The organism is Micromonospora sp. CA-263727 (assembly GCF_050942455.1).
GTDB lineage: Bacteria > Actinomycetota > Actinomycetes > Mycobacteriales > Micromonosporaceae > Micromonospora.
Map to the genome: position 1 here is coordinate 3466028 of NZ_CP192031.1, position 12694 is coordinate 3478721.

The window sequence follows — 12694 nt, forward strand, 5'->3', positions numbered from 1 at the left end:
CGACAGCGAACCCCCGCTCGTCGGCGGGCTCCTCAGCGAAGGCGGCCTGGGCCGGTGCGCACGCACCGGCCCAGGCTCGCGCTCCACCCAGCTGACCGACTCAGAGCCCGAGCGCGTTCCGTCCGCCGACCACCGGCAGCCGCAGCTCGCTGTGCTGCGGCGCGACCCGCAACCGGGTCCCGCCGAGCGGCAGCAGCGTGTACTCCTGGTCGCTGGAGAAGACGACCACGCCGATCCGGTGACCCGCCGGGAAGACGTAGTCCTTCGGCTCCAGGGTCCACCGGAGGTCGTACAGCTTGCCCTGCTTGAGCGGCTCGGTGCGGGCCGCGCTCGCGCGGTTCTGTGGGTCCATCCAGCCCCGGGTCACCACGGTCGGCGCGGCGGTCGAGCCGGTCGGGCCGTAGTCGACCAGGTACGCGGTGAGGTTCGCGTCCGGCTTGTTGTCGATCGCCATCCGCAGCCGCATCTCGGGGCGTCCGGAGATGCGGACGTCGCGGGTCAGCTCGGGGGAGCGGTAGACGAGCCGGTTCGGGCTGGCCGTGTCCGCGCCGGCCACCAGGGTGTCCGGGTGGATGGTCCGGCCCTCGTCGACGAAGCGCTGCTCGACCTTGGCCTTCGCCGGCTTGCCGGCGGTGAGCGTGCCCGGGGCGGTGGCGGCGGTCGCGCCCAGGTGCAGCGGGACCTCGCGGACGCCCGGGTCGGGCCAGTTGCGGTACGTGGTGTACGCCCGGTCCTCCCGCTGGAGCACCGCGGTCGGCTCGTCCATGATGCCGTTGCGCACGTTCCACAGCCAGTAGTCGAACCAGCGGTTCTCGGTCTGCTTGTAGGTCCAGGTCCGACCGTCGGGCAGGGTCACCGACGCGGTGTTGCCCGGACCGCCGTGCCCACCCTGGTGCAGCCAGATCTTGCGCGGGACGTTCCGCTTGGCCAGCTCGTCCCACCAGCCGGCGAAGTGCTCGGTCTTCACGTTCCAGTCGTTGAGGCCGTGCACGACGAAGACGCTCGCCTTGACCTTCCGGGCGTCCAGGTAGTCGCGGTCCTGCCAGAACGTCGAGTAGTCGCCGGTGACCCGGTCCTGCCGCGCGGTCAGCTCGGCGATCTCGTCGGCGCAGGGGCCCTCGGCCCGCGCCCGGCCGGCGGTGAACTGGGCCAGCACGTCGACGTCCTCACCCTGGTAGGTGCCGGGCGCGACGACCAGGCCGTTGGCCCGGTAGTAGTCGTACCAGCTGCTGATCGCGGCGACCGGCACGATGGTCTTCAACCCCTGGACGCCGGTGGTGGCGACCTGGTTGGGCAGCGTCCCGTTGTAGGAGACGCCGGTCATGCCGACCGCGCCGGTGGTCCAGTCGGCGGTGACCGGCGCGCCGTTCGCGTCGTACCCCTTCGCCCGCCCGTTCAGCCAGTCGATCACCGCCTTGGTGCCGAGCGTCTCGGCCTGGTCGCCGCTGGTCGGGCAGCCGTCCGAGTCGGCGGTGCCGACGCTCTGACCGAGCACCACCGCGTACCCCCGCGGCACGTAGTAGTCGTCCAGTTGGCCGGGCAGGTTGGCCTTCGCCACCGCGCTCTGCACCGACGCGTCGGACCCCCGCAGCCCCGAGCGGCGGGTCACGCCGTTCTGCGGCAGCTCGTCCACCAGCACGCTCGGGTAGGGCACGTCGTTCCAGGTGCCCTTGCGGTACGGGCTGTGCTCGAAGATGACCGGCACCTTGAAGCCCTGGGTGGCGGTCTCCCGGGGCCGGGAGATGTCGATCGCCACCCGGTCCCGGCGACCGTCGCGGTCGGTGTCCACCGTGGTCTCCACGTACACCCGTTCCTCGATCGCCTCGGCGAGCGAGAAGACCGGCTGCGTCATGCCGTCGACGACCACGATGCCGGGGGACGTGGCGGCCGCGGGTTGGGCCGCCGCTGGCGGGGCGGCGCTCAACACCAGGACGCCGGCCACGCCGACGCCAAGCAGGGCCAGACAGGGGGTACGACGCACGCGCGTCTCCCTTCGCTCGGGCTGGTGGCCGGAGTCGACCAGGGGTGGATGTGGATCGATGATCCACATGCTAGCCCGGTCATCGTCCCCCGTCGATCACCTCGTCGGCTGCTGCTGGGGCGCGAGCACCGCCGGCGCCTGTTCGAGGACCGAGGCGGGCAGCTGCGGCCCGGCCGGCAGCGCCAGCGGCTCCTTGGCCCGGGTCACCAGCTCGACCACGGTCTGCGAGAGCCGGTTGGCCGACTGCGTCATGGACTGGTTGGCGGTGACGATCGCGGTCACCACCTCGGCCCGCTTCTGCTGCCCGAACCGGACGGCCTCCTCGATGCCGCGCGCCTGCGCGTCGATCGACTCGGCGACCTCCAGCAGCGTCTCCGGACGGATCGTCGGGGTCTGGATGGTCCGGGCGATCTGCGGAATGGCGGACTGCGACGCCCGCGCGTACGCGGAAAGCACGTCGTTGGCGCCGTCGGCGACCACCTGCTGCATGTCGGCGGCCTGGTTGGCCTGCAACAGCAGCGCCCACTGGGCGATGGTGAGCTTCATGGTCGGGATGGTCAGGTTCATCAGCAGCGCGAGACGCTGGCCCAGGCCGTAGTTGAGCGTCCGGATGTTGCGCACCTGCGGCGAGGTCGACCAGGCCACGAAGAGGCGCTGCTGGAACTCGTTGATGCGTACCTCAAGGGCCTGGATGAACTCGGTGACCAGGGAGAGCCGTTCCTGCCGGTCACGCTCGTCGACCGCGCCCGGTGTGACGGTGATCGACCGGGCCTCGGCGAGCGCTTCGTCGCGGACCAGCTCCATTACCGCGATCGCGCCGATGAGCTGGCCGATCGCCGCCTCGTTGGCCTTGTAGAGCTCGTCGCAGAGCACCACGTTGCGCCGCAGCTCGTGCTGCTTGGCACTGAGCTGCCCGGCCACCCTGTCCAGCTGCTGCTCGACCGTGCGCGCCTCCTCGAACAGCATTTCCAGCAGGTCGCGGCCCTTGCGGAAGGTGCCCTTGATGGCGTCCGCGAACTTGTTGAACGTCTCCCGGACCTGCGGGTCGCTCGGGTCGTACTTGCGGCGGAACGTGCGCATCCGGTCGTTGAGCTGGCGCATGATGCTGGTCAGCTCGGGGATGTCGACCCGGCCGACCTCCTTGAAGATCCGGCTGACCTGGGTGTTGACCTGGTCGATCGCGCTGTTGCCGAAGGACGCGAGCTGCTCGGTGTTGGCCAGCATCGCCGGGTAGAGCTGTCTCGCCGCGGCCTCGGCCTGGCCGCGCTGGGCGGGGCTGAGCAGGTCCGCGCAGGCCAGCTCGCGTGGCTGGCTGGTGGCCAGCGCGCTGGTGATGGCGCTGTCGGCGGCGCCGGCCGGTGGTTCGGCCGCGCCACCCACGATGCTGCCGAAGTCGATCTGCAATCCGTCGGTCATGGCCGGTCGGTTCCCCTCACTTGCAGGTGTTGGTGTCCTTGATGCAACTCAGCAGCGCGAGCGTCACGTCGGCGGCGGGCGCCGGGGTGGTGCGGATCTGCTCGGCGAGCGCGAGGTCGGGAAAGTCCGCCACGTCGTTGGCGCCGACCTGCAACGCCGAACGGAAGCCGTACGTCCGCCAGGCGATCGCCTGGATCTCCGGGTCCTTCATCGCCTCGATCAGCCGGTCGGCGGTGGTGTTGAGCGCCAGCAGCGGATGATCGCTGTAGATGGTCGGGTCGGGGTAGAGCAGCCGGACGTTCTTCAGCACGCTGGCGGTGCTCACGCCGCCGTGCGCGACCAGCTGGATGAGCTGGTTCTCGTACCCGGCGTAGAGCGGCGACTTGAACTCACCGCCCTGGGTGAGCCATTCCCGGAACCCGGAGTCGGAGCTGCGCGCCTGCAACCCCTGCGCGTCGTAGAGCGCCCGCATGGTGGGCAGGGCCCGGCGCGCCTGGGCGAGGTTCGGCGCCTGGAACACGTCGTCGGTGGCGATGATGCTCAGTTGGAGCTGGGCCAGCACGAAGCCGCTGTTCGACTTGGCCGCGTCGGTGCTCGCCACGGTGATCGGTCCGCGTAGGTCGGCCGCGCCGATGCCGTCCCAGGTCTGCTTCTTCAGCACGTGCTCCAGCAGCAGGGACTTCATGTTCACCAGGTAGTACCGGTTGTCCCGTTGCTCGACCAGGCCGCGCTTGACCAGCGCCTCGGTGCCGCGCGGCCCCGCGTAGACCACCTCGGGTGACTGGAGCAGGTTCTCGGCCCGGTACTCCGGGAACGCGCCCGGGTGCTGCGCCTCGAAGACGCTCTGCGCGCTGGCGCTCGACGGCCAGAGGCAGTCGAGTTGCCGGGCCTTGAGGTCGTCGCTGCTCAACTGCACCTGGTCGTACGAGCCGAGCGGCTGGAAGTCGACCTCCAGCCGGTACCTGTCCCGCAGGATCCGGACCACGTCGACGTCGGCCATCAGCTCGGACTTCTCGGAACCGCCGAGGCAGCTCACCACGGTCGGCGGGGCGGCCGACGTGGCCGGGTCGTCGGACCGTACCCACAGCACGGCGGCGACGACGCAGACGACGATCACCGTGACCAGTCCGATCAGGAATCGAACGCTCGGCAATCTCACGATGGCTCCCTCATCCCAGCTCTGGCAGCTTCGGCGGTGCGACGGTGTCGAGGTTGGCCCGGTACTGCGCGATGTCGCCCTGGTTGACCAGCCGGACGCTGTCCAGGGCGAACGCGGCGAAACGTTCGAACGCCAACTCGCCGTTGCGCTTGAGGGCCTCCGGATCGGTGTAGAGCACCGGCTTGCCCTGGATGTCGAGGTACTGCCGCACGACCCCGTCGAGGCTGGTCAGGTGCCCGCCGATCTGGCTGGCGGTGGAGTAGAGGCTGTTCGGCGCGGTCGCCCGGACCCGGGCGAACAACTCGGGCACGTAGCGGCAGGCCGACTCCAGGGCGGCCCGGGCGGCCGGTGCCTGCACGTCGCGGCTGAGCCGCTCGATGCCGCGCAGCACCTTGAGCGCCTCCTCGACCTTGGCGCGCGACTCGTCGAGGTAGTCGTCGCCGAGGGCCTGGGCCGGGCTGCGGTCGTCGAGCATGAAGTACACGCCGAGGGCCGCGGCGACCGCCAGCAGCGGTGCCCAGAGGAAACTGGTGGTGACGGCGAAGACCCCGGCGAAGACCGCGACCGCGGCGGCGAGCGCGACCGGCGCGGCCACCTTCCTCCTCACCGCGGCGGCCGGGACACGTCGGTGTGGCGGCGGCCGGTCACTTGTACCCCGCCGCCTGGCGCAGCGCCGCCACCAGGTCATCCTGCTGGACGTACGCGCCGCCGGTGGCCTCGGCGACCTCCGTGAGCTGCGCCGCGTCGACGTCCCGGCCGAAGGCGATGGCGATCACCGGTACGCCCAGCGCCGTCAGCGCGGAGACCGCCGCGCCCCGGTCGTCGGTCTCCGAGATGCCGTCGGTCATCAGCACCACCAGCCGCCGCCGGTCGTCGGGCTGCGGATCGCGCAGTTCGGTGGCGGCCCGTCGCAGGCAGGCGTACATGTTGGTGCCGCCGGTGGGACGGTAGTCGTTGATCTTTTCGGTGAGTCCGTGCAGCCCGGCAGCGTCGTCGCCGTCCACCATCCACGGCGTGCCCTCGACCAGGTCGCGGTTGAAGATCCCGACGGTGGTGACGTCCTGCGGATGCGTACGCAGGAAGTTGAGGGCGGCCTGGTCCTGGTCGAAGATCTGGTGTGCGGCGGCCCGGACCCCGTCCCAGCCCTCGTTCGAGGCCATCGACCCGCTGCCGTCGAGGCAGTAGAACGTGTTGACCGGGCGGCGGTACCGGGTCTGGTAGCGGTCCAGCGCGGCCTCGATGACCGGTGCCGCCGGATACTGGATGCCCTGCTCGTTGATGGTCGCCTGGATGCCCCAGTCCGGGTTGAACACGGCCAGGTCGGGGTTCTCCAGGGTCAGCCCGATGCTGCTGACCGGGCGTCGGCCCAGCTTGAGCAGTTGGGCCGACGCGCCCGCGTCGGTGAGCAGGTGCTCCTGCAACTCGCCGACGATCTTCCGCTTGGCGGCGTCGGCGTCGGTGCCGTGCGGCAGGAAACCCAGCGGCGCGTCGCTGATCGCCAGCGAACCGCGCGGATACGCCACCACCAGGGGTTCCTTGCCGGCCCTGACCAGTTCCTGGTTCTTCTCGATGACCAGGTCCTCGTAGGTGAACATGGTCCGGCAGTCGTCCGGCCGGGCGAGGCACTCGGTCATCATGGTGCCCGTCGACGGCGGCGTCTGGTCCATCGCCGCGATGAACCGGGTCACGCCCTGCTCGACCGCGGGGGAGTCGAGCTGCTCCTGGCTCAGCGCTGTGCCGGGACCGTTGCCCGCGAAGTAGTTCATGAACCCGAACAGCACGGTCGCCCCGGAGTTGGACTGCGTCGGGTTGGTCACCCAGACCGTGGTCCGGCCCGACTCGACGGCCCGCAGGATGTCCGCGATGCCGACGTCCGGCCGGCCGGCGAAGCCCAGCCGCTGCATCTCGCTGCGCCAGCCGGCGAAGACCACCGGGGTCAGGAACATCGGCCGCACGTCCTGCAACACGTTGGCCTTGTCACCGAGTTGGGAGAAGACGCTGGAGGCGAACCAGTAGGCGTCGTAGTCCCGGCTGCCGGCGGCGAGCAGCCGTGCCTGGTCGACGGAGCCCTTCAGCGTCACGTCGCACCGGTAGCCCCTGCTGGCGCACCACGGCTTGACGATGGTCTCGACCACGCTCTCCTGCTCGGACCCGGCGACGATCCGTAGCGCGGAAGGATCGGTGTCGATCCCGCCCGACCCCCGGGGGTCGGGTTCGCCGCCGGTGCAGCCGGCAGCCAGCACCATCATCGCCGCGGCGACTGCCGCAAGCCCCTTGACCCGCACGTACGCTCCGTCCCGCCGCTACCGATGATCTTCCAACGACCTGGCTTGTTGGTAGCACCGGCAAACCAACGGGACGGCGAACGTGAGGTGAACACTGGCAATCAGGTGGTGCCCGGCCGCCGCCGGGCACCGACCGGGTCAGACCGTGAGCCTTCGTGCTGCGGAGTCTCGAAGGCGGCGAGCCAGGTGGCGAGAAGCGATTCCAGGCGGGCCGCCTCGTCCGGGGCCAGCAGGTCGAGCAGGCGGCGTTCGTTGCGCATGTGTTCGGTGAACGCCTGGTCGATCAGGTCCCGGCCGGCCCCGGTGAGCGCGACGACCCGGGCGCGGCCGTCGCTCGTGCTGGGGCGGCGGGTGACCAGTCCGTCGCGTTCCAGCCGGTCGAGGCGCTTGGTCATGGCGCCGGTGGTGACCATCGTGAACGCCGCGAGTTCTCCAGGCGCACGTTCGAAGGGTTCGCCGGCGCGCCGGAGGGTGGCGAGGACGTCGAATTCGCCCTCGCCGAGCCCGTACCGCCGGTAGACGACGCGCAGCTGCTCGGTGAGGTGGCCGGCGAGGCGGTGCAGCCGGCCTATCACCCCCTGGGGGCTGACGTCCAGGTCGGGCCGTTCGCGGGCCCATGCCTGTTGGATGCGGGCGACGTGGTCGAGGTGTTCGGTCACACCCCGACTATAGCTTCCATGGAAGCTATAGTCGCTTCCGTGGAAGTTAATCTTCGGTGGGTGCCGGTCACCGCGGTCGCCCCGGTCGCCTGGGGGGCGACCTACTTCGTCACCCACCGGTTCCTGCCGGCCGACTATCCGCTGTACGGAGGGGCGATCCGGGCGTTGCCCGCCGGCCTGCTGCTGCTCCTCGTGCGCCGGGCGATTCCGCGCGGGTCCTGGTGGTGGCGGTCGCTGCTCCTCGGCACGCTGAACGTGGGCGTGTTCTTCGCGCTGATCTACCTCGCGGCACAGGTGCTGCCCACGAGCGTCGCCTCGACGATCATGGCGACCTCACCGGTCGCCATGATGCTGATCGCCTGGGCGATCCTCGCCGAACGCCCGCGCGCCGCGCACCTCGCCGGCGCCGGCATCGGGATCGGCGGCGTCTGCCTCATGCTGCTGGACGGCACGGCCGCGATCGCCTACTCCGGAGTGCTCGCCTCCGTCGCGGCCATGGCGATGTCCGCCCTCGGCTACGTGCTGGCGAAGAGGTGGGGGACGGGGATCGACGTGTTCTCGCTGACCTCGTGGCAACTCATCGCCGGGGGCGTGATCCTGCTGCCCGTCGCGGCGGTGGTCGAAGGGGCCCCGCCCACCCTGGACCGCCCGGCGATCTTCGGCTTCGGCTACGTCACGGTCGTGGCCACCGCCCTCGCGTTCGCCGCCTGGTTCACCGGGCTGCGCCACCTCAGCGCCGGCACGGTGGGGCTCATCGGGCTGCTCAACCCGCTCACCGGCGTGCTGCTCGGCGCGGTCATCGCCGGTGAGCGGCTCGCGCCCCAGCAGATCTGCGGCGTCGTCCTGGTGTTCGTCGGCATCCTGCTCGGCCAGCCGGTAGCCGAGCGTCTCGTCGGCCGGGCTCGCGATCAGAGTGAGACCCGCTCGGCGGTCACGGTCAGGGCTTGCGGGCCACCGCGCCGTACGCGTCGATCGCCACCGCGTCGGAGTCGTCCGGACGCCACAGGGTGATCGGCGCAATCCCGGGCTCCACCATCGTCAGCCCCTCGAAGCAGCTGGCCAACTGCTCGGGGCTGCGCAGGATGTACGGGACGCCGCCGCTCTCCGCCAGCCGCTCGGCGCCGGAGACCACCGCCGGGCTGGTGTCGGTGCCGTCCCAGAGCACCAGGTGACTGCCGGAGGTGGTGGCCCCCATCACCCGCCCCACGACGGAGCGGACCGCGTCCAGGTCGGGCTCGTAGCCCATCACACCCATGAACATCACGGCGATGGGCTGGTCGAAGTCGAGCGTGGCCGCCGCGTCGACGAGGATCTTCTCCGGGTCGTGGTAGTCGGCCGGCACGTACGTGGTCACGCCCTCGGCGGTCGTGCTGCCCAGCAGCGCCCGAGCGTGCACCAGCACCATGGGGTCGTTGTCGACGTAGACGATCCGCGACTCGGGCGCGATCCCCTGGGCGACCTCGTGGGTGTTCTGCATGGTGGGCAGGCCGGTGCCGATGTCCAGGAACTGCCGGATGCCCGCCTCGGCGGCCAGGAAACGCACGGCCCGGATCAGGAACCGGCGGGACTGCTGCGCCATCACCACGATCTCGGGATAGACCTCGGCCACGGCCGCACCGGCCGCCCGGTCGGCCGGGAAGTGGTCCTTGCCGCCCATCCAGTAGTTCCATATCCGGGCGGCGTGCGGCACCTCCGGTTGGAGCTTCGCGGCGAGGTCGGGATCCGGGCTGACCATGCGGGGCTCCTATCGGCGGGGGCGTCGGGCGGGCCAACGGCGCGACCGGCACATCCTACCGAGGGCGCGTCCACTTTCGACGGCCGTGGCGCACGGGCCGGTCGCCGGTGAGATCGATCCGGACGGTCGGGTCCGCGCCGCCGTCGTCGCCCGTACCGTGCCGGTGTGGCTCACGACAGCTATCCGCCGAGGGCGGCCCGGTACCTCCGGCTGTTGCACCGCGGCGGCCTGATCCTGGCCGGCCTGGTCGGTCTCGTCTTCCTCGTCGTCGGTGGCTGGCTGCTGGTGAGCCAGGGCTGGGACCGGGCCACCGGCGAGGTGCAGTCGTGCACGACACGGGTCGAGCGGACCGGCACGACCACCAGGACCGTCCAGCACTGCACCGTCAGTTGGCAGGCCGCCGACGGGCCGCACACCGCCTCGGTCGACGTCAGCGGCTCCGGCACGCTGCCCGGAGAGGCGATGGACCTGCGGGTCAACGGCGACAACGTCGTCGTGGCGACGCCCGCCTGGCTCGGCGTGGCGACCGCTGCCGGCGGCCTCGCCATGGTCGGCACCGCCGCCGTGCTGCTGCTCCGCCAGCGTCGTGCCCGATGATGTCCGACCCGACGGCTACCGTGTTCGGATGCAGCAGACGGTGCCCCGGAGGAGTCTCGATGGCTGACGCGGACGACGTCCGTCGCCTGGCACTGGCGCTACCGCAGGCGGTGGAGATCGACAGCGACGGTTTCGACTTCCGGGTGGCCGACAAGGGTTTCGTCTGGTCCTACCCCGAGCGCAGTCCCGGCAAGCCGCGCGTCATCCGCACCGACATCGCGGTGCTGTACGTCGGCGACGAAGCCGAGAAACAGGCGCTGCTCCTCGGTGAGCCCGAGCTCTTCTTCACCACGCCCGGCTACGACGGGCTGCCCCTGATCATGCTGCGGCTGGCGCGGGTGGGCGTCGACCGTCTTGCGGAGCTCGTCGGCGACGCGTGGCGGATGCGGGCCCCGGAGTCGCTCGCCGGCGACCTCGACGACGGTGAGCAGCGACGGTGAGCCCTCGCGGGGCGTGTCGGCAGGTGAACGCGGGCGGTGCGCGTCAGCGGCTGGCGAGCGCACGGAGTGGTCGACGGCGACACAGCCTTTCGGCGTGCCGCTGACCTGACTGGTCCGCTCCTGCGTCGGCGCCACCGCGGCCACCTGCCGGCCAGTCGACGGTTCGGCTGGCCGGCCTACGGAGCGCTCCCCCGCCCCCGTCACCCCTGGTGGATCACGGTCACTCCTGCACCCACGAGCCGGGTCGATCATGCAGTTGTGGTGGGCGCTCTGGTGCGGTTGGCCGGTTATGTGAGGCACCACAACTGCATGATCGCGGTCGGCGTTCGGCGGTCGGCGGTCGGCGGTCGGCGTTCGGCGTTCGGCGGTCGGCGTTCGGCGGGGGTGGGTGGGGTTACCAGGGGGTGGGTGGGGGTGGGGGGATGACCGGGGGGCGGTCGTTGCAGGTGATGGTGTTGGGTAGCTGCCAGTCGGCCAGCCAGCCGCCGTCGTTGCCGCCGAGGTCGGTGAGGCTGAACTCGGAGCCGGCGGGGGTGAAGTGGAAGGAGCCGCAGTTGTTCACCCCGACCGCGCCCACGTTGCGGGCGTCCACGTTCCGGAACGAGGCGGAGCCGGCGGTGCGGGCGCTGACCACGGAGGTGCCGGTGCCGTCGACCCGGACGTCCCGGAAGTGGACGTTGCTGATCGAGTAGAGGTCCTTCACCCCCCACTCGCTGACCAGCATGATCGCGTTGTAGGTGTTGTCCAGGTACGCGTCCCCGGTCACCTCGATCCGGGCGTCGATGCTGCGGTCCAGCGCGTAGAACCAGATCGCCCCGAGGCCGATGTTCCAGTTCAGCTCGTACGTGCCGGCGCGGGCGGTGGTGTTGTTGGCGATCCGCAGGCGCCCGGTGAACGGTTGCGCGCCGAAACGGGAGCCGACCTGGATGGCGCTGCCCTCCCGTACCGGGTCGGCGATCAGGTTGTTCGAGACGGTGTTGTCCGTCCCGCCATAGATCGCGATGCCGTTGGCCAGCACCGGCGACTGCACCGTGTTGCGGTCGAAGGTGTTGCGGGCGTTGGCCGTCGCCTCCGACCACATCGCCAGGCCGTCGTCGCCGGTGTTGCGGACGAAGTTGTTGGCCACCAGCGAGTCGGTGACGCCGGTGTGGAAGTTCAGCGCGTCGGCGATCTGGTCGACGACGATGTTGTTGGTGATCCGGACGTTGCGCATCGGGCCGTCCAGCCAGATGCCGACCTTGGTGTGCCGGATGTGCAGCCCGTCGAAGGTGGAGTCGCTGAACGCGCCACCGATGCCGTTGACCTGGTCGGTGTCGATGCGCTCCCGTACGTCGCCGACAATGGCGAAGTTGGCGAGGTGCACGTTGCGGCTGCCGCCGTCGGCGGCATCCCGGCCGTAGAAGCCGACGCCGGTGTGCACCGACCCGTCCGGCGCGGGGGTGGGTAGGGCGACCTCGCGGCCCTTGACGACGGTGTGCCAGTTGCCGGCGCCCTCGATCGTCACGTCGTCCACGATGATGTGCCGGTTGACCTGGTAGGTGCCGGGCGGCAGGTAGACGGGGAGCCGGTTGCGCTTGGCGAAGGCGATCGCCCGTTCGATGGCGGGGGCCGCGTCCCGGCGTCCGGTGGGGTCGGCGCCGAAGGCCAGCACGTTCGCCGCCCGCTGCCGCACCCGTGGCGGGCCGACCAGTTCCGAGTCGAGCAGGTCGATGACCGTCCACGCGGCGTTGCTGCCGGCCGGCGTGGTGAGCCGGATCCGGTCGCCGGCCCGGTAGGTGCGGCCGAGCAGCAGCCGCTGCTCGTCGTAGAAGTGGCTGGGCCGGAACGGCTTGCTGATGCTCGGGTACGGGGTGGTCTCGGCCGGCACGCAGGAGCACTCGGTGATCCACCAGTCCGGGTGCAGCAGGTCGGCGTCGGGGTCGTTGGTGAACGGGTACTGGTTGTAGAGCCAGGCGTACTGCGAGGTCAACGTCATGGTGCTGAGTCGCCGGCCGTTGGCCGCGACGTCCAGCGGCGCGGTGATCCCACCGCCGCCGGGCGCGTCCGGGATGCTGTAGCGCACGGTGATCGCGTTGGCCGGGGCCGGCAGGGTGAACTCGACGTGCTGGCCGGGCCGCAGCTTGACCGCCCGCCGGCCGGAGGCTTCCGACGGCAGCGTGTACGCGGTCCGGTCCGGGCCGATGACCTCGCCGTTGGTCACCGCGTTCTCCGCCTCCTGTTCCAGGAAGGCGACCTTCGCGCCCCGCCCGGCGACCAGCGCCGGATCGAGCGCGGCCCGGGTCACCACCGGGCCGGGGCCGGGCCTACCGGCCTTGCCGCTGGCGCTGGCCGGCGGGCCGGCCAGCATCCCCACGGCGGTGACCAGCGCCGTCACGGCGGCGACCGCCGGTCGACGCCAGCGTGGCCGTGTCGCGGGCATGCT

The 12694-nt window shown here is 71.0% G+C and carries 11 protein-coding genes; 3 read left to right on the plus strand and 8 right to left on the minus strand.

Annotated elements, in window-relative coordinates; genetic code table 11:
- Positions 1 to 100: 100 nt before the first annotated feature.
- From ACQPYA_RS15250 to ACQPYA_RS15275, 6 genes are all read right to left on the minus strand, one after another.
- Positions 101 to 1981: a Xaa-Pro dipeptidyl-peptidase gene (locus tag ACQPYA_RS15250; RefSeq protein WP_433533253.1), complete on the minus strand. Its 1881-nt coding sequence runs from the start codon at positions 1979 to 1981 to the stop codon at positions 101 to 103.
- Between the two features lie 96 nt (positions 1982 to 2077).
- Positions 2078 to 3397, minus strand: coding sequence for a toxic anion resistance protein (locus ACQPYA_RS15255; protein ID WP_433533254.1), 1320 nt, complete (start codon positions 3395 to 3397; stop codon positions 2078 to 2080).
- Positions 3398 to 3413: 16 nt separating this feature from the next.
- On the minus strand, positions 3414 to 4556 hold the full coding sequence (locus ACQPYA_RS15260) for a hypothetical protein (protein WP_433533255.1): 1143 nt from the start codon (positions 4554 to 4556) through the stop codon (positions 3414 to 3416).
- Positions 4557 to 4566: 10 nt separating this feature from the next.
- Positions 4567 to 5151: a hypothetical protein gene (locus tag ACQPYA_RS15265; RefSeq protein WP_433533256.1), complete on the minus strand. Its 585-nt coding sequence runs from the start codon at positions 5149 to 5151 to the stop codon at positions 4567 to 4569.
- A gap of 49 nt (positions 5152 to 5200) precedes the next feature.
- Positions 5201 to 6841 (minus strand): vWA domain-containing protein, encoded by a 1641-nt coding sequence (locus tag ACQPYA_RS15270; RefSeq protein WP_433533257.1) that lies wholly within the window; start codon positions 6839 to 6841, stop codon positions 5201 to 5203.
- A gap of 101 nt (positions 6842 to 6942) precedes the next feature.
- On the minus strand, positions 6943 to 7500 hold the full coding sequence (locus tag ACQPYA_RS15275) for a MarR family winged helix-turn-helix transcriptional regulator (protein WP_433533258.1): 558 nt from the start codon (positions 7498 to 7500) through the stop codon (positions 6943 to 6945).
- Between the two features lie 39 nt (positions 7501 to 7539).
- Between ACQPYA_RS15275 and ACQPYA_RS15280 the strand changes: the two genes are divergently transcribed.
- A complete protein-coding gene (locus tag ACQPYA_RS15280) occupies positions 7540 to 8511 on the plus strand; it encodes an EamA family transporter (protein ID WP_433533259.1) in 972 nt (323 codons plus the stop codon).
- On the opposite strand, the gene ACQPYA_RS15285 is transcribed toward ACQPYA_RS15280, so the two are convergent.
- On the minus strand, positions 8438 to 9235 hold the full coding sequence (locus ACQPYA_RS15285; protein WP_433533260.1) for an SAM-dependent methyltransferase: 798 nt from the start codon (positions 9233 to 9235) through the stop codon (positions 8438 to 8440). The genes ACQPYA_RS15280 and ACQPYA_RS15285 overlap by 74 nt on opposite strands.
- Positions 9236 to 9400: 165 nt before the next feature.
- Here ACQPYA_RS15285 and ACQPYA_RS15290 point away from each other — a divergent pair, with 165 nt between their 5' ends.
- On the plus strand, positions 9401 to 9832 hold the full coding sequence (locus tag ACQPYA_RS15290; RefSeq protein ID WP_433533261.1) for a hypothetical protein: 432 nt from the start codon (positions 9401 to 9403) through the stop codon (positions 9830 to 9832).
- Between the two features lie 59 nt (positions 9833 to 9891).
- On the plus strand, positions 9892 to 10272 hold the full coding sequence (locus tag ACQPYA_RS15295; protein ID WP_433533262.1) for an MmcQ/YjbR family DNA-binding protein: 381 nt from the start codon (positions 9892 to 9894) through the stop codon (positions 10270 to 10272).
- 394 nt (positions 10273 to 10666) lie between these two features.
- Here ACQPYA_RS15295 and ACQPYA_RS15300 read toward each other — a convergent pair whose 3' ends face one another.
- Entirely contained in the window at positions 10667 to 12691 is a 2025-nt protein-coding gene (locus ACQPYA_RS15300; RefSeq protein WP_433533263.1) for a glycosyl hydrolase family 28-related protein, read from the minus strand.
- Positions 12692 to 12694 lie beyond the last annotated feature (3 nt).

Bases quoted from the DNA above. Each gene is read 5' to 3' on its own strand.
- ACQPYA_RS15255 (WP_433533254.1), bottom strand. From the start codon at position 3,397: ATGACCGACGGATTGCAGATCGACTTCGGCAGCATCGTGGGTGGCGCG.
- ACQPYA_RS15285 (WP_433533260.1), bottom strand. From the start codon at position 9,235: ATGGTCAGCCCGGATCCCGACCTCGCCGCGAAGCTCCAACCGGAGGTG.
- ACQPYA_RS15295 (WP_433533262.1), top strand. From the start codon at position 9,892: ATGGCTGACGCGGACGACGTCCGTCGCCTGGCACTGGCGCTACCGCAG.
- ACQPYA_RS15300 (WP_433533263.1), bottom strand. From the start codon at position 12,691: ATGCCCGCGACACGGCCACGCTGGCGTCGACCGGCGGTCGCCGCCGTG.